15 protein-coding genes are annotated in these 16,143 nt (G+C 42.4%); 4 read left to right on the top strand and 11 right to left on the bottom strand.

What is annotated here, in order from left to right; genetic code table 11:
* Positions 1-28 precede the first annotated feature (28 nt).
* From FO440_RS13285 to FO440_RS13270, 4 genes are all read right to left on the bottom strand, one after another.
* The gene (locus tag FO440_RS13285; RefSeq protein ID WP_144248750.1) at positions 29-1,378 is read right to left on the bottom strand and encodes a PhoH family protein; all 1,350 of its coding nucleotides are present in this window, start codon (positions 1,376-1,378) and stop codon (positions 29-31) included.
* Between the two features lie 37 nt (positions 1,379-1,415).
* Positions 1,416-2,429: an LLM class flavin-dependent oxidoreductase gene (locus FO440_RS13280; protein WP_144248749.1), complete on the bottom strand. Its 1,014-nt coding sequence runs from the start codon at positions 2,427-2,429 to the stop codon at positions 1,416-1,418.
* Between the two features lie 1,533 nt (positions 2,430-3,962).
* On the bottom strand, positions 3,963-4,721 hold the full coding sequence (locus FO440_RS13275) for a TIGR03915 family putative DNA repair protein (protein ID WP_144248748.1): 759 nt from the start codon (positions 4,719-4,721) through the stop codon (positions 3,963-3,965).
* 11 nt (positions 4,722-4,732) lie between these two features.
* Positions 4,733-5,989, bottom strand: a complete 1,257-nt coding sequence (locus FO440_RS13270; RefSeq protein ID WP_144248747.1) for a putative DNA modification/repair radical SAM protein — start codon at positions 5,987-5,989, stop codon at positions 4,733-4,735.
* Positions 5,990-6,130: 141 nt separating this feature from the next.
* Between FO440_RS13270 and FO440_RS13265 the strand changes: the two genes are divergently transcribed.
* Positions 6,131-6,544, top strand: coding sequence for an organic hydroperoxide resistance protein (locus FO440_RS13265; protein ID WP_144248746.1), 414 nt, complete (start codon positions 6,131-6,133; stop codon positions 6,542-6,544).
* 59 nt (positions 6,545-6,603) lie between these two features.
* The gene (locus FO440_RS13260; RefSeq protein WP_144248745.1) at positions 6,604-7,482 is read left to right on the top strand and encodes a diiron oxygenase; all 879 of its coding nucleotides are present in this window, start codon (positions 6,604-6,606) and stop codon (positions 7,480-7,482) included.
* A 105-nt stretch (positions 7,483-7,587) separates the two neighbouring features.
* Here the strand turns inward: FO440_RS13260 and bioB are convergent, their stop codons facing one another.
* The 5 genes from bioB to ribD all read right to left on the bottom strand — a co-directional run bounded on the left by bioB (position 7,588) and on the right by ribD (position 12,666).
* Positions 7,588-8,601, bottom strand: a complete 1,014-nt coding sequence (gene bioB, locus FO440_RS13255; RefSeq protein ID WP_144248744.1) for a biotin synthase BioB — start codon at positions 8,599-8,601, stop codon at positions 7,588-7,590.
* A gap of 49 nt (positions 8,602-8,650) precedes the next feature.
* Positions 8,651-10,009: a magnesium transporter gene (gene mgtE / locus FO440_RS13250; RefSeq protein WP_144248743.1), complete on the bottom strand. Its 1,359-nt coding sequence runs from the start codon at positions 10,007-10,009 to the stop codon at positions 8,651-8,653.
* A 123-nt stretch (positions 10,010-10,132) separates the two neighbouring features.
* The gene (locus tag FO440_RS13245; RefSeq protein WP_144248742.1) at positions 10,133-10,747 is read right to left on the bottom strand and encodes an IMPACT family protein; all 615 of its coding nucleotides are present in this window, start codon (positions 10,745-10,747) and stop codon (positions 10,133-10,135) included.
* Positions 10,747-11,562 carry an EamA/RhaT family transporter gene (locus FO440_RS13240; protein ID WP_246104218.1) on the bottom strand — a complete coding sequence of 272 codons (816 nt, stop codon included), beginning with the start codon at positions 11,560-11,562 and terminating at the stop codon, positions 10,747-10,749. The genes FO440_RS13245 and FO440_RS13240 overlap by 1 nt, the downstream gene beginning before the upstream one ends.
* Positions 11,563-11,616: 54 nt before the next feature.
* Complete coding sequence (gene ribD / locus FO440_RS13235; RefSeq protein ID WP_144248740.1) at positions 11,617-12,666, bottom strand: bifunctional diaminohydroxyphosphoribosylaminopyrimidine deaminase/5-amino-6-(5-phosphoribosylamino)uracil reductase RibD; 1,050 nt, start codon at positions 12,664-12,666, stop codon at positions 11,617-11,619.
* Between the two features lie 112 nt (positions 12,667-12,778).
* Here ribD and prmC point away from each other — a divergent pair, with 112 nt between their 5' ends.
* Complete coding sequence (prmC, locus tag FO440_RS13230; RefSeq protein WP_144248739.1) at positions 12,779-13,666, top strand: peptide chain release factor N(5)-glutamine methyltransferase; 888 nt, start codon at positions 12,779-12,781, stop codon at positions 13,664-13,666.
* A gap of 161 nt (positions 13,667-13,827) precedes the next feature.
* Here the strand turns inward: prmC and FO440_RS13225 are convergent, their stop codons facing one another.
* On the bottom strand, positions 13,828-14,592 hold the full coding sequence (locus FO440_RS13225; protein ID WP_144248738.1) for a hypothetical protein: 765 nt from the start codon (positions 14,590-14,592) through the stop codon (positions 13,828-13,830).
* A 178-nt stretch (positions 14,593-14,770) separates the two neighbouring features.
* The gene (gene xerD, locus FO440_RS13220) at positions 14,771-15,670 is read right to left on the bottom strand and encodes a site-specific tyrosine recombinase XerD (RefSeq protein WP_144248737.1); all 900 of its coding nucleotides are present in this window, start codon (positions 15,668-15,670) and stop codon (positions 14,771-14,773) included.
* Between the two features lie 40 nt (positions 15,671-15,710).
* Between xerD and aroQ the strand changes: the two genes are divergently transcribed.
* Complete coding sequence (gene aroQ, locus FO440_RS13215) at positions 15,711-16,133, top strand: type II 3-dehydroquinate dehydratase (protein ID WP_144248736.1); 423 nt, start codon at positions 15,711-15,713, stop codon at positions 16,131-16,133.
* The last annotated feature ends 10 nt before the right edge of the window (positions 16,134-16,143 follow it).

Genomic DNA, 16,143 nt, shown 5'->3' with positions numbered 1-16,143 from the left:
TTCGGCACGACGGTGGTTATTGTAGTATTTACAATAACTCCGTCGCCAAATTGGCCAGCTCACTCCGTTCACCTTTTTGCAGAGTGATATGCGCGTAAAGCGGGTGGCCCTTTGCCTTGTCGATCAGGTAAGACAGTCCGTTACTTTCAGCATCAAGATATGGGGTATCAATCTGGTAAATATCGCCGGTAAAAACAAACTTGCTGTTTTCGCCTGCGCGGGATATGATGGTTTTTATCTCGTGCGGGGTAAGGTTCTGCGCTTCATCTACAATAAAAAAGATCTTGCTTAATGTACGTCCGCGGATAAAAGCTAATGGCGCAATAGAGATCTTGTCGTTGGTAACCAATTCGTCAAGCTTAGCCTGCATCTTTTCATCGTCAGCAAACTGGTCTTTAATAAATTTAAGGTTGTCCCATATCGGCGCCATGTACGGGTCTATTTTTGATTTCACATCACCCGGTAAAAAGCCAATATCTTTATTACTTAACGGTACTATGGGGCGGGTAACGTAGATCTGTCGGTAATATTTTCGCTGCTCCAGCGCGCCGGCCAAAGCCAGCAAGGTTTTACCCGTACCGGCATTACCCTGTATGGTGACCAGTTTAATATCCGGGTTCAGTAAAGCATGGATAGCAAAAGCTTGCTCTAAATTTTTGGGGTGGATATTAAATATAGGCTGTTCAGTAATTCTTTCCAACTGCCCGGTTTGGCTGTTGTAAAAACCTGACGCCTTATTTTTTTTACTTTCGAGAATGTAAAAGTGATTGGCTGTACCCCTATTTAGTTCCAGCCCGTCGGCAGGTAAAGTATCCTGCTTATTTAGTTGGGTAATTTGCTTATCAGTTACCGTTAAAACAGTTTTACCGCTGTACAGTTCATCCAGGTTTTTCACCTTGCCGGTTTCATAATCCTCGGCATGCAGGTTTAATGATTTTGCCTTTAAACGCAGGCAGATATCCTTTGATACCAGGACGATCTTTTTATCCGGGTTTTCTTCCTGCAAGCCCAGTGCAGCGTTCAGAATGCGATGATCTACCTTGTCCGATCCAAAAATAGCTTCGGCATCTGTACCTGTAGTTTTGGTATCAATTACAACCTTAAAACTACCTTTATCTTTACCGTTTAATGGGTGCCATTTGTTGACCAGCTTTTTACGCGAAATATCATCTATCAAACGGATAAAGCTGCGTGCTTCGAAATTGCGGGTATCGTTACCGCTTTTCATATTGTCCAGCTCTTCCAGCACTTGTATAGGTATGGCCACATCATGCTCCTGGAAATTCTCAAAAGCGTTATGATCATACAAGATCACTGAGGTATCTAAAACAAATATTTTCTTTCTCCCGTTCGGCCTGCTTTTATCGTCCTTTTGCATAGGTTACTAAATTAGGCAATTTAACTTTGCAGAAAAATTATTTGTTTACCAATGGCGCCACTTTTGTACCCAGCAGTTCAATAGCATTCAATAATTGTGTATGCGACAAACCTGCGTTATCCATCTGGAAGGTAATTCTTGATATGCCGCCTAATGCCTCGCTATGGTGCAAGATCTTTTCGGCAATTTCTTCCGGTCCGCCAACCAATAAAGCACCTGTGGGTCCATTCTGCGAATCAAAATGCGGGCGTGTTACCGGCGGCCAGCCGCGTTCACGGCCTATGCGGGTGAAAGTTTCGGCGTAGCCGGGATAAAAATCGGCAGCAGCTTTTTCTGTAGTTTCGGCAATGTAACCAAGCGAATGCAGGCCTACCTTCAGCTTTTCAGGCGAATGCCCCGCCTTTGCGCCGGCGTTGCGATAAAGATCAACCAATGGCCTGAAACGGTGGGTTTCGCCGCCTATTACCGCTACCATCAGCGGCAAACCAAGCGTACCGGCCCGCACAAATGACGCAGGGGTTCCTCCTACACCTATCCATACCGGTAATTTTTCCTGCAAAGGGCGCGGATAGATAGCTGCATCATTTAACGCCGGCCTGAATTTGCCCGACCAGGTAACCGATTCGTTATCGCGGATATTGAGCAACAGGTCGAGCTTTTCAGAAAACAATTCGTCGTAATGATGCAGATTTTGCCCGAACAAAGGAAAAGCTTCTGTAAAAGAGCCACGGCCAACCACCATTTCTGCACGGCCCTTCGAGATCAGATCCAGCGTAGCGAAGTTTTGAAATACACGTACTGGGTCGGCTGCACTTAAAACAGTTACGGCGCTGGTTAATATAATACGCTTGGTGCGCGCTGCCGCAGCAGCCAGGATCATGGTAGGCGCCGAATCTAAAAATTCTTTACGGTGGTGCTCGCCAATACCAAAAACATCCAGGCCAACCTTGTCGGCATGTTCCATCCTGTCAAGCAGTTGCACCAAAGCGTCGCTGTTATTGGTTGTATCCTTTACATTTGCGGCTGCAAAACTATCTATCCCTATTTCCATAATATTAAAATATATGTTACAACAAATATCTATAAAGATTACGGAATGTTAGGTGGGGTCAGAAAAAAGATGACAAGGCGGTGAATTGAATTGCTGCTTAAAACAAAACGGGAGCCCTCTTCTTGCGATTTGGGTCTCCCGTTTCAACTTCGTGAGTAACCGTAGTTTTTCACAAAGCATCAAAGTTCTGTAAGATGACTGATTGCCCTGGCTTATTCCCTGTGGGATGTAGTTGCGTCAAATCATTATTACTTTAGCTGTGTTCTCCGTAAAAATCAGCAGCCTCCATAATTCCTTATTTTAATTAACACTGCGTTTCCGTCGCTCTCGCAATTTGTGTTTTGTGTAATTCAGGCAGATCCGTGATCTTTAGCGCTTCCGAAGATTCGCCCGATTCAGTTTCTGTTATTCCCGTAAGGTTGTCAAAGTACGTCCTTGTTGATGATTTCAATATCGGGACAAGTAGCTGATTTCCAAACTTTTTTTGATGATTTTTATTAACCTGTTATTAACATAAAAACTCAAGGTTGTAAACAGGCTATTTTAGTGCTGATCTATGAAATTAAGCCCCTGTAAATACAATTTTATACAGCACATTATAAACCAGCTACTTATATTTCTATACCGAAATCAACTTTATTCACAACTATCTTATTCACAGTTGGTAAGCTATTTTCTACAAATTACAGGATGGAAAATGCGTGAAATTTGAAATTAGCCGAATTATTTAAAAAACAGTAACTCATTCTAAAAGGTCGCGAAGCTCAATTATTACAGGTCGATAATTATATTTTGAATCAAATTAATTTGGAAACGGAAAAAAGGATTGATGAGCAAGTGTAGAGATTGCCACGCTATCGCAATGACGTAGCGGATTTAATTGGCTAAAAATCCATATAAAAACAAAAACGGGAGCCGCGTCTTTCGATTTGATCTCCCGTTTTCAACTCTATGCCGTACCGTAGTCCGACGTAAAGCATCAAGTTTTGTGTATGATGACCGACCCGCTCCCGCCTTCCTCCTCGCGGATTCCGGTTTCTTCAAAGTCATTATATTCTGCTGCCGCTCTCCGTAAAGATTAGCAGTTTCCGATAATGCCGCGTTTAAATAACACTGCGTTTCTGTTGCTTGCGCTGTTTCTGTTTTGTGCATTTCAGGCTTTCCCTTGATCTTTAGCGCTTCCGAAGATTTGCCCGATTCAATTTTTGTTATTCCTGTAAGGCTGTCAAAGTACGTCGTTCTTGATGATTTCAATATCGGGACAAGAAGCTGATTTGCAAAATATTTTCTTTTGTTTTTATTAACGGTTTATTAACATAATATTTACAGTTATCAACATATGGACTTATCAAACTTGGCATAGCGAGGAATCTATACACTGCTAATTTTTAATATTTTATGCATAAATTCTTTCTTTCAAATGGCCTAAATGCCTACGCAAGTTTAAAGTTTGTTAACATTTATACTTATCAACAGAAAGCTCAAAATCTTTTAAAAACCAAAAGTCAGAAAACGCGTAAAATTTGCTTTTTGCTAAATTTTCTCTGTTAAATGCTTCCAATATCGCCTGGGAATATGGCGTACATGCAGCTTTGTATTTTTCCTTGCGGGGATATTAACACTATGAAAATAATTTTTCCATAGGCTTTGGTAAATGCTTTCATCTTCAGTATAAGCCGAGATGATTTCGCCGGGTTTTGTGATAGTTGAGAAATCAAGTGTAATAAATTCGGTATCGTGCATGTCGTAATAAATACCATAATTACGTTTCAGGTCATAAATGATCCATTTCTGGTCGGCATATCGGCTCTTGAAATGCCTGATCAATAATGGTAATACATTAAAATCCGGCTCGACGGCTGCATAATAAACACCATCCTTTAGTTTTTGAAATCTTACAAAAGCCTCCATCCTATGCTTTTCGCGGCGCACCGTGCGGATAATCTCTGAAACCCGCATCACATACCTGTTGCCATAATCGTCTTCAATGTTTTGCTTACAGTCAAAAGCGTACCTTATATAACCAACCAAATTATTTTCCTCGCCCGGCATTTCGGCCATATGGGCAACATATAACCGTTGCAAACCATTGGGCGACAATTTTAACCGTAAGCCTTTAAGCACACGCCCGGCGCTTGCTTCGTTGGTGATAACTTTTAAAACATCTTCAAACATGGCACTGCCATACTTTTCGACTTTCTCCAATTTTACCATGTTTAATTTGCGGTCATAGATCTCAAATATGGCGGTAAGCAGTCCCTCGAATGTTCCGTCGTACAAAAGTGTGGTCATTGGTAAGCCTTTTAAAACAGGTTAAGCTGGCTAGGTTTATTCTTCAGGTATTTACTTTGCGATTCGGCCAGTATAAACTGCTTAATGTTTGTACCGGTAAGATCACGCCGTTCAAATTCCTGACTGTTACAGGTAATAAAGTATCGGGCCCGGTTTACAGAAACACCAATCTTCTTTAACTGATCCCAGTTTAACTTTTCATACTTACGCGCGCTTATAATTTTTTGTGCCGATAATACACCTATCCCCGGCACACGTAATATCAAATGCAGGTCGGCTTTGTTAATATCTATCGGGAACGCTTGCATATTGCGGATGGCCCAGCTTAGTTTAGGGTCGATATCCAGATCTAACAAAGGTTGTTGCTGGTTTACAATTTCATTTACATTAAACCCATAAAAACGCATTAGCCAGTCGGCCTGGTACAACCTATTTTCACGCACCATGGGTACATCTGTGTTTAATGCTGGCAAACGTTTATCAGCCAGTACCGGCACATAACCCGAATAATAAACCCGTTTTAAATTGAAACTTTTATAAAAATAATTGGCCGATTGCAGTACTTGCTGGTCGGTTTCGGGAGTAGCACCAATAATTACCTGCGTACTTTGGCCGGCGGGCGCAAACATGGGCGCTTTTTTAAACAGCTTTTTCTCGTCTTTTCGTAAAATGATCTCATCCTTTAAAAACTGCATCGGGTCTATCATATCCTGGCGGTTCTTATCAGGCGCAAGCAATTTTAACCCGGCCTCGGTAGGCATCTCCAGGTTCACACTTAACCTGTCGGCATATAAGCCGGCTTCAAGCATTAATTCATCACTGGCACCGGGGATCGATTTTAAATGGATATACCCATTAAAATCATGTTCGGTGCGCAGCTTTTTGGCTATACGCACCAGGCGTTCCATCGTATAATCGGCATCCTTAAAAATACCGGAGCTTAAAAATAAACCCTCAATATAATTACGGCGGTAAAAGTTAATGGTAAGGTCGACCACCTCCTGCACGGTAAACGCGGCCCGCTGGATATCATTGCTTTTTCGGGACACACAATAGGCGCAATCAAAAATACAATGGTTAGTTAACAGGATCTTAAGCAGCGATACGCATCGGCCGTCCTCGGTATAGCTGTGGCATATACCATTACTGGCATTACCCAAGCCTTTATTTTCATTTTTTCGCTTGCTCCCGCTCGACGCGCACGATACATCATATTTAGCGGCATCAGCCAAAATATTTAATTTCTCTGTTATCCTGTCTGCATTCATATCAAATCAAAATTACTAATATTTTTAGCATTTTGTTTTATTGTTGATATTTTATTCATTCCTGATACGACTAAAATCGACACGCCACTTAAGCCAAACATTATGTTACCTGTAGGGTTATAAAAAGACAATCTATGAACTATGAAAAAATTATATACCGCCATCGTAACCGCTAAGGGCGGCCGCGATGGACATATCAAATCGTCAGATGGCATCATTGATCTTGAATTAAAAAAACCAAAAGAACTGGGCGGCGAAGATGGTTATGCCAACCCCGAACTTTTATTTGCCGGTGCCTGGGGATCATGTTATTTAGGTGCATTAGGTTCAGTAGGAAAACGTGATGGCGTTGATGTTAGCGAAGCTACTGTAGATGTACATATCGGCTTTAACCAGGAAAGTGAGACAAGCTACGCGTTATCCGCCGAGTTACATGTACATGTGCCCGGTATACCGGCTGACCAAGCTCAAAAGCTAGCGGATGCCGCGCATAGAGGCTGCCCCTACTCAAAAGCCACGCGTGGTAATATTGATGTAAAGATCATTGCTGAATAACTGCAGTATCTGCAAACAAACGCGCAACGTTTTGACTAAATACCACGTATCTTTATTATATGGATGTTAAAGAAATAGAGCGTTTAATAAAGATCAGCAGGGAGCGCCCTTTGATGCCGGAGACCTATATCCCCTGGCAATTGGAGCCCGAACCCGATGACATTTTTTTGCCCGAAATTTTAACTTCTCTGCAAGGCCTTGAAATTTACGACACACTTACCCCTACCCAAAAGTTGGAGTTGGGCAGGCATGAATTGGTGCAGGTGATCGCGTCATACGCATGGGGCGAGTGCCTATTTTGCGTATTCATGACCCGCCACCTCATTACCTTACCTGCCGATAATGTAGAGCACCAATTTTTATTACGCGAACTCATAGAAGAGTTTCGCCACCAGGAGATGTTTGCACAGGCTATTGCCAAATTAGGCGGCAAGCCTATTAAACAAAGCCGTGCGCATAAATTCTTCGGCGAGTTTAGTAACAAATACCTTCCTGCCGACTACCTGTTTATGGGAAGTATCTCTGTAGAATTGGTAACCGATGTTTACGGTAATTATGCACGCAAATCGCCCAATATTTACCCGGTGCTTAAAAAAATGTTCGATCTGCATAATATAGAGGAAGGCCGGCACATATTATTTACCAAAAGCCTGCTTAAAACTTATTCGGCAAAAGCGGGCTATATAAAGCGAACATTATATAGCTACGTTATCCTGTTCAATATCCTCTTTGTGCGTACCATGTATGTAAAACGTGAAATATACGAGCGTATTGGTCTTGAAAATCCCGACGAAGCTTATAGGCAGGCTTCAAGAAACTTCAAGCAAAAATTTGCAGACAAATGCCTTGGCGACATTATTGAGTTTGTTAACGAATGGAAAGGCTTTAACAACTTAACCCGTTGGGCCTGGCAATTTTGGTTGGGGGCGAAAGTGTAATTAAAAAAAACGTCGCCATTTAATAGGGCGACGCTTTTTCTTATATCAAAGGATTGATTAGCAACAGCAACTAAACTCTAATCTCTAATTAACTAATCTCTAACCCTAAATCACTTCATTAATACTCATCTCTTTTATTTCCTTTACTTCAGGGCGGCCATTTTTAAAGGCTTTACGCGGGGTTAAGCCCAATAATTCAAACATGGCCATATCATCATCAAAAGATGGGTTTGGTGTAGTTAGCAGCTTCTCGCCTGCGAAGATAGAGTTAGCACCTGCCATAAAACAAAACGCCTGCTCTACAGTGCTCATCTCTGTACGGCCTGCCGACAACCTTACTACTGTTTTTGGCATGATGATCCGTGTAGTTGCTATCATCCTAACCATATCCCAAACAGAAACACGTGGCTGATCTGCCAACGGCGTACCCTTAACCGGAACCAAAGCATTAATAGGAACCGACTCCGGGTGTTGCGGTAAGTTAGATAGGGTTTTCAGCATCGAAATACGGTCCTCGGTTGTTTCGCCTAAACCGATGATACCGCCACTGCATACAGAGATCTTTGCCTTACGTACATGCTCTAACGTTTGCAGGCGGTCGTCATAAGTGCGAGTAGTAATAATTCTTTTATAATCGTCTTCAGATGTATCTAAGTTATGGTTATAGGCATATAAACCTGCATCGGCTAAGCGCTGGGCCTGGCTTTCGGTTAGCATACCCAGGGTACAGCAAACTTCCATATCCATGGCGTTTACCGCTTTTACCATATCAATAACTTTGTCAAAATCGCGGTTATCGCGCACCTCGCGCCAGGCGGCACCCATACAAAGCCTTGAAGCACCACCATTTTTAGCTTTTTGGGCTACGGCTATCACTTCTTCTTTTGGCATAATGGCATGCACATCAACGCCGGTATTGTAACGCGCTGCTTGCGGGCAATAGGCACAATCTTCAGGGCAACCGCCGGTTTTGATCGAGATCAGCGAACTGATCTGTACCTCGGCATAGTCTTTATTTTCTCTGTGGATGCTTGCCGCCCAGTAAACCAGGTCAAGCAATGGGGTGTTATATATATCGGTAATTTCTTCTTTAGTCCAGTTATATCTTACTTCTGCCATATCGATCAGTTTTTTGAAGTTTCAAATTTATAATAAAACCTTATTACAATTAATGGTGATGTAATAAAAGATTTGTCGCCAGCCAAAGCGATAAAAAGAAGCCCGCGCAATCTGTAAATGTGGTAATAATGATGGACGACGCTACCGCAGGGTCTATACCTACCCGTTTTAAGATCAGAGGTATGCCTGCGCCTGATAATCCCGCTACGATCAGGTTTCCGGTCATAGCTAAAAACAGCACAAGCCCCATCATCGGGCTACCATCATAAAAAACAGCAAACATTCCCACAATGAAGCCGTTAGCAGCACCATTAATTAAACCCACCGAGAACTCTTTTAAAACGGTCCGGTACGCCTGCTGGTCGTTAAGGTCACTTAACGAAATACGTCTTACCGTTACCGCGAGGGCCTGGGTGGCTGCATTACCGCCCATACCACTAATTATCGTCATATATGCAACTACTGCCGGTATTGCTTTCTGCACGTCATCAAACTGCCTGATAACCGCCGCACCCAAGAAACCGGTACCCAGGTTAATGATCAACCACGGTAAACGGCTTTTCACCGCTTCCTGCCAGTTACCACTCAGTTCTTCGTCCTCTGATACACCCGATATCTTTAATATATCCTCGGTACTCTCCTGCTCCATTACGTCGATGATATCATCAACCGTAATGCGGCCTAGCAGCTTCATATTGTCGTCGACAACCGGAATAGCGGTCAGGTTATATTGCGAGATAAGTTTGGCAACCTCTTCCTGGTAAAGATCGGCTTTTACAAATACCGGCTCATCCTGGTAAATGTCCCTGATCTTAACATCAGCATGGGCTTTTATGATATTCTTAATGGATACTATGCCTTTTAATATGCTATCTCCATCTACCACATAAATGGTATTAAACTCCTCCATCTCTTCCGACTGGCGGATGATCTCATCTAATGCTTCTTTTTTATCCGAATTGATATTTACACAGATCAGATCGGAGTTCATCAAACCACCCGCCGTGTATTCGTCGTAGCTTAAGAGGGCACGGATACTGCTGGCATCCTCTTCGTCAATATCCTCAAGGATCTCTTGCTGCTCGTGCTCTTCAAGTTGCGAGATAATATCGGTCGCGTCGTCGTAATCCAGTTCCTCAATGATCTCAGACCGTTTTTCAGGATCAAGCGTAATCAGCAACTCGCCGGGACGGTGCTCTTCATCCATTTCGGCAAATACATCCGACGCGATATCCGTGGGCAGGATATTTATGATCCGTTCCTTGTCCTCCTGCTCCAGTCTTTCAAACAATATGGCAATCTCAGACGCGTGATATTCTTTCAGAACTATCTCTAATTCAGCATCATCACCCTCAAGCGCGGTTTTAATGCGCAGCAGGTCGGTTTTATCTATTTCAAAAGATTGCATATCCCGACTAAATTAAACATTATGCCTGTAAACGGTAAATAAAAAAGGAGATTGTTTGCCTTATTTACCGGCAGAGATATTACACTAAAAAGAATTACTAATCCGGTTCAACTCTGTACTTTCTTAAATACTATGGTCGTATTTTACGTTGACACCAGTAAGCTTATGTAATTTGTCAAGAACCATGTTTACCTGCATTTTACGGATAGATACCTGCATGCTGCAATTGTTGTCAAACTGCTGGTTGAGGATAGCCAGATCAGCCTCTTTTACGATGCGCATAATATCATTCATTTGCAGGTAATTAAAGCTGATGGTATAAACATCATTTACCGTCTTCTCGATAATTACGGCGTGTTCAAGCGCTTCTTCTGTCGCCATTTTATAGGCGTTGATCAGGCCGGGCACGCCCAGTAAGGTACCGCCAAAATATCGCACCACTACCACTAAAATATTGGTAATATCTTTAGATAATAATGTATTAAGCATGGGCCTGCCTGCGGTGCCTGCCGGTTCGCCATCATCATTCAGTTTAAAAACCGAACGATCGGCAGTTAAACGCATGGCCCAGCAATGGTAATTGGCCTTTGGATGCTCTGACTTTAATGAAGCTACAATAGCTTTGATCTCGCTTTCTGACGTTATTGGATAGGCATAACCCAAAAACTTGCTTCCCCTGTCGCGAAAAGTACCTTCAGACGGATTTTCAATGGTTCGGTACGTATCCTCAAAAAGCATTAATACGACGAATAGGTAATTACAATTATTGATACCAGCGCCAAAAACACACCCACTTTATTAAGCGTGCTTAGTTTTTCTTTAAATACAAATAAACCTATCAGCGTACCCAGTACGATCACCCCCATATTCATGGCCGAGAAGACTGTGGATGGTTGTTTTGCCAATGTTTGGTGCGCTTTGATGTAGAACAGGATATTGCCGAAATTGGCAATGCCTAACGACCAGCCGATCAGGATATGCGGAAAGGAAAATTTAGTATAGCCTCTGGCAATTTTAATAGCCAGTAAAATAAATGAAACTACAAACGCCAATACAAATACGATGAAAAGCGATGTGGTATAAGGTATGACTTTGTAAGCTGCTACATTTTTAAACAGGATGTCTATTATACCCATCCCAACAAAAATTATTAGCAGGTAAAGCCATGCGCCAAAGCCCGATTTTGAGCCGCCGCCGCTTTTACCCCATGGGATAGAACAGAAAATAGCTACGAAACCTATAATAATGCCGGTGATCTTTAACATACCGGGCTGGTCGCCAAAGATCCAGTAAGCTGCTACAATGGGTATAAATAATGATAACCGCTGCGAAATATCTGTACGTACGATACCGGTATGCCTTACCGACCTTGCCAGTATTACAAACAATGATGGCAACAGGATACCTAAAGCAGCATAGTTGGCAAACGGGGCCGACTGCAAGCTAACCCAATGTGGCCTGAATATTACCCATGTTAATGCAATAGCTACCGAGTAGTTCCAGGTAATGGCTTGCAGCATATCAACATGATATCGCTTTGCAAGCTTCAGCATAACGGATACAATTACACTACAGCAAACACTTAGTAATATATATAGCATCGGCTATTAATTTTTATTGTATAAAATTTGTAATTGGTCTGTCCCTGACGGAAACTGTTCGACAATTATACCGTTTATTTTTGGTGCTTTTATACCTGTTGTTAAAGTTGTTTCGCCTGTAAATATCCTGGCTTCGTCCCACACCCCGGCTTCAATAAATGTATTAAGCGTATGTGCGCCACCTTCAATAATTATCGATTGGATATCCTGTAAATAAAGCTGGTACAAAATATATTGCGGCACATAACGGTCAAAATCCTCAAGCGCTATATATTTATTTTTACCGTCGATATCTGTTTTTAACTCATTAAATATCAATGTTTCTACAGATTGGTCAAACAAGTTCAGGTCGGCTGTTAACTCCAGCCGCCTGTCAATTACTACCCGTTTAGGCGATTTGCCACCGCCGTACCTGACGTTTAATTGCGGGTTATCAATGGCGGCGGTGTTCTTCCCCACCAGAATGGCATCTTCTTCGCCGCGCCACTGGTGTACCAGCTTGCGCGATTCGGGGCCTGTTATCCAGAACTGTTTATTACCGTCAGGCGCGAAAAAGCCATCAGCAGTTTGCGCCCATTTTAATATCACGTATGGCCGTTGTTTTTGTACCCGCGTGAAGAAACGCCGGTTAAGCCATTTGCATTCATCTTCTAAAACACCGGTTATAACCTCAACCCCGGCAGTCAATAGCTTTTCAATACCTTTACCATCCACCTGGTCAAACGGGTCGCGGCAGCCTATTACAGCTTGGGGTATGCCATGTTTTATGATCAGGTCGGCACATGGAGGTGTTTTTCCATAATGCGCGCATGGCTCAAGCGATACATAGATGGCGGCTTGTTTTAACAGTTCTTCGGCGTTGGTAAAATTGGCTAAAACCTGGTTTACCGCGTTTACTTCGGCATGTGCCTTGCCGTATTGCCGGTGATAGCCCTCGCCTATTATTTTATCATCATGCACAATTACAGCACCAACCATAGGGTTTGGGCTTACGCTGCCTATGCCTAAAGCGGCAAGATCAAGGCAGCGCTGCATATATAATTCGTGATCGGGCATGCCGCAAAGATAACAATTGCTGTGCGAACATATATTGCATCTTTGATAGCGACGGATTTAAAACCCATCGCTACGGGTTAATAGATTGTTGCTAAAATCCTAACTTAGTGCAATGAAAACCATTAAAGATGTATTTACAACTTATAATAGTGGCCTTGCCGCAATATATGACGCGCAGGAAAGCGAAGCGATCACTTTAATGGTGCTGACAGAAATACTTCATTCATCAAAAGCACAGATCAAGGCATTTCCTGAAAACGAACTGACGCTTACCCAACAGGAAGAAGCTAACAATATCCTTACCCAGCTAAAAACCGGCAAGCCCTTACAATATGCTTTAGGCTACACTGAATTTTACGAACTAAAATTTATAGTAACCCCTGCCACCCTCATCCCCCGGCCGGAAACGGAAGAATTGGTAGAATGGGCGATTGAATCAGTTGACAGTAGACAGTTGGCCGTTGGCGAACTTAATATTTTAGATATTGGTACAGGTAGCGGCTGTATTGCCATCAGCCTAAAAAAGAATTTACCATCAGCACAGGTTTCGGCCATTGATATATCGGCTGATGCATTAAACATCGCCAAAGAAAATGCTTTATTAAACGATGTTAAGATTACGTTTATCCAAGCCGATATTTTGAACTTAAAATCCGATCCCGATAGCCATCGGGACGAAATTCCGAAATCCGAAATCATTATCAGCAACCCTCCCTACGTTACTTTGGATGATAAAAAGCAAATGCACAGTAACGTAACCGATTTTGAACCGCATACGGCGCTTTTTGTTCCGGAGGATGACCCGTTACTTTTTTACAGGACGATAGCTGATTTCGCGCTGACTAATCTCACAGAAAACGGCTTGTTGTTTTTTGAGATCAACGAGAATTTTGGGAAAGAAACGGTGGATCTGTTGGAAAGTAAAGGCTTTAAAGATGTGGAATTAAGGCAGGATATGAGCGGCAGGGACAGGATGATAAAAGCAGTTGGCCGTTTTTAGTTTGCAGTATTCGCCCGGTAAAGCGTCTACGCTTTACCAATACAAATAGCAAGCGTCCACGCTTGCTTAACCTTTACGCAAGCGCAGACGCTTGCAAGTTATACGGTGTGAAGCCTGGACGCTTCACAAGGCGAGAGGCCCCGCTGAGGGGGACAGAAATATTACATATTCTTTTGCTTTTTGAGTTGTTCGATAACAGTTGGCAAATATTCTTTTAGAATCTTTACTGTTATAACTCCAAAACGGCCGTCAGTGCCATAAAATCGGATAGCGTCTTCATCATTAAATACTTCAACCTCTTCTACCTGAACAGCTTGTAAAAAATGAAAAGGTTTGGGATAAGCCTTATTTCGTTTCAGAATAATTTTCTCATCACCCTTTTTCAAAACCAGTAAAGCACGGGTATCAAATTTCAGGCTTTCCTCAACATCAAAAGACCTTTTTGAACTTGCCCAGGGAAAAGAAATCTCTTTGACGGGCATCCAAACTTCTGACGTCTTTTTATGACCGTTAACATCGTCAACATGCAAAAAACCTTCTTTGTCGAGTTCCAAATTACGATGTATTTTTTGCGATATTAAATGCGTAGAATTGCCGGTGGAGTTCAAAATAGTCAGCTCAACTATACTTTTTCCGGGCACCTTATTAGGATATGGCCCTATGCAACAAAAATAATTAGCCCGGTAACTGCCGTAGAGAACTGTTTTTATAATAGTCCCGGATGTATCATAATTAAGCGCTGTAAAGTATTCGGGTGTTATAATTAGCTTTTTTGTAAACCTGGTTTTAGTTTGGTCGCCGCTGTTACCATTTCCATAATCATATTTTATCAATGTCCAGGTGCCTAATAATTTTTCTGGAGCTATCTGTGCATGCGCCAAAAACGATGCACACGCGACATAAACAAGCATAATTATCTTTTTCATAATGGCATAGGTTTAGTGAATGGTGATTAAAAATAAGAAATATATTTTATTTCCTCCGTTAAAACACCCGCCCGATAAAGCGTCTATGCTTTGCCGATATATACCGCAAGCGTCCACGCTTCATACGGCGATTAGAAATGCGATGAAACTTGCCCGCTGCAAACTAAAAACTGCCAACTTAATTTCTCGGGTGAAACTGGATGATCGTCCCTTTTAAATACTCCCTGTCCAAATGCGTATAGATCTCAGTAGTGGTGATACTTTCATGGCCCAGCATTTCCTGTACAGCGCGAAGGTCCGCACCACCTTCAACCAGGTGCGTGGCAAATGAATGCCGGAAAGTATGGGGACTGATGGTTTTCTTTAACCCCGTTGCCAGCGCAAGGTCTTTTATCAGCATAAAAATATAAACGCGGCTTAATCTTGACCCTCGCCGGTTTAAAAAAACGTAATCCTCCTCGCCTTTTTTTATGGGGTTGTGTACCCGCACCTGTTCTATCCAGATCTTTAACGCTTTTATCGCAGATCCGCCAATAGGCACCAATCTTTCTTTACTGCCCTTGCCAAATACTTTGATAAACTCAATATCAAGGTACAGGTTTGATAGTTTGAGTTCGGTCAGCTCAGACACTCGTAATCCGCAGCCGTACAATGTTTCCATAATGGCTTTGTTGCGTGCGCCCTCGGGTTTTGAAAGGTCAATGGCATCTATCAATTTATTGATATCCGTATAGCTTAAGGTATCAGGCAGTTTGCGGGTAATTTTGGGCGATTCAAGCAGTTCTGATGGGTCGCTTTTAATAATGTCCTCCATCAACAGGTATTTATAAAATGCCTTAATGCCCGACAGGATGCGTGCCTGCGATGAAGGGATCATGCCTAACTCATTAACCCATGTAATGAACCGCCGCAGATCGGCCAGTACAACCTTTTCGGGGCTGATCTTTGGATCTTGCGTTTCGGTAAATTCGTACAGCCGTCCTATATCGCGGGTATAAGCCTCGATAGAGTTAGCCGAAAGGGATTTTTCCAGTTTTAAATATGCCTGAAACCCTTTTATTGCCGATCGCCAGTCCAATTGATTTTAGTTTTAATATTTTATAGTTAAGTTTGAACTAATGAATATACAAATTATTAACGGCCCAAATTTAAACTTACTAGGCGTACGCGAAAAATCTATTTACGGCGACAGCAGCTTTGAAACCTATTTTACCGAACTGCAGGCACGCTATCCAAACCATACGCTAAGCTACTACCAAAGTAACGTTGAGGGCGAAATTATAAACAAACTGCATGAAATTGGTTTTAGCTTTGATGGTGTAGTGCTAAACGCCGGCGCATATACGCATACTTCTGTCGCCATTGCTGATGCTATTGCAGGTATCAAGACACCTGTTATTGAAGTACATATATCAAATGTTTACAAACGCGAAGAATTTAGGCACCACAGCATGCTGGCAGCCAGCTGCCGTGGCGTAATTGCCGGGTTTGGAATGGATAGCTACCGCTTAGCCATTGAAAATTTAATAGCAAGCAAATAAAATTGCTAAC

This window comes from Mucilaginibacter corticis, from assembly GCF_007558865.1.
GTDB classification, from domain to species: Bacteria; Bacteroidota; Bacteroidia; order Sphingobacteriales; family Sphingobacteriaceae; genus Mucilaginibacter; species Mucilaginibacter corticis.
The sequence above is the reverse complement of the archived record's forward strand: the minus strand, read 5'-3'. Positions and strand labels throughout refer to the sequence as shown.

Coding starts and splice junctions, on each gene's coding strand:
- FO440_RS13285 (WP_144248750.1), bottom strand. CDS start 1,378: ATGCAAAAGGACGATAAAAGCAGGCCGAACGGGAGAAAGAAAATATTT.
- FO440_RS13280 (WP_144248749.1), bottom strand. CDS start 2,429: ATGGAAATAGGGATAGATAGTTTTGCAGCCGCAAATGTAAAGGATACA.
- FO440_RS13275 (WP_144248748.1), bottom strand. CDS start 4,721: ATGACCACACTTTTGTACGACGGAACATTCGAGGGACTGCTTACCGCC.
- FO440_RS13270 (WP_144248747.1), bottom strand. CDS start 5,989: ATGAATGCAGACAGGATAACAGAGAAATTAAATATTTTGGCTGATGCC.
- FO440_RS13265 (WP_144248746.1), top strand. CDS start 6,131: ATGAAAAAATTATATACCGCCATCGTAACCGCTAAGGGCGGCCGCGAT.
- FO440_RS13260 (WP_144248745.1), top strand. CDS start 6,604: ATGGATGTTAAAGAAATAGAGCGTTTAATAAAGATCAGCAGGGAGCGC.
- bioB (WP_144248744.1), bottom strand. CDS start 8,601: ATGGCAGAAGTAAGATATAACTGGACTAAAGAAGAAATTACCGATATA.
- mgtE (WP_144248743.1), bottom strand. CDS start 10,009: ATGCAATCTTTTGAAATAGATAAAACCGACCTGCTGCGCATTAAAACC.
- FO440_RS13245 (WP_144248742.1), bottom strand. CDS start 10,747: ATGCTTTTTGAGGATACGTACCGAACCATTGAAAATCCGTCTGAAGGT.
- FO440_RS13240 (WP_246104218.1), bottom strand. CDS start 11,562: ATGCTGAAGCTTGCAAAGCGATATCATGTTGATATGCTGCAAGCCATT.
- ribD (WP_144248740.1), bottom strand. CDS start 12,666: ATGCCCGATCACGAATTATATATGCAGCGCTGCCTTGATCTTGCCGCT.
- prmC (WP_144248739.1), top strand. CDS start 12,779: ATGAAAACCATTAAAGATGTATTTACAACTTATAATAGTGGCCTTGCC.
- FO440_RS13225 (WP_144248738.1), bottom strand. CDS start 14,592: ATGAAAAAGATAATTATGCTTGTTTATGTCGCGTGTGCATCGTTTTTG.
- aroQ (WP_144248736.1), top strand. CDS start 15,711: ATGAATATACAAATTATTAACGGCCCAAATTTAAACTTACTAGGCGTA.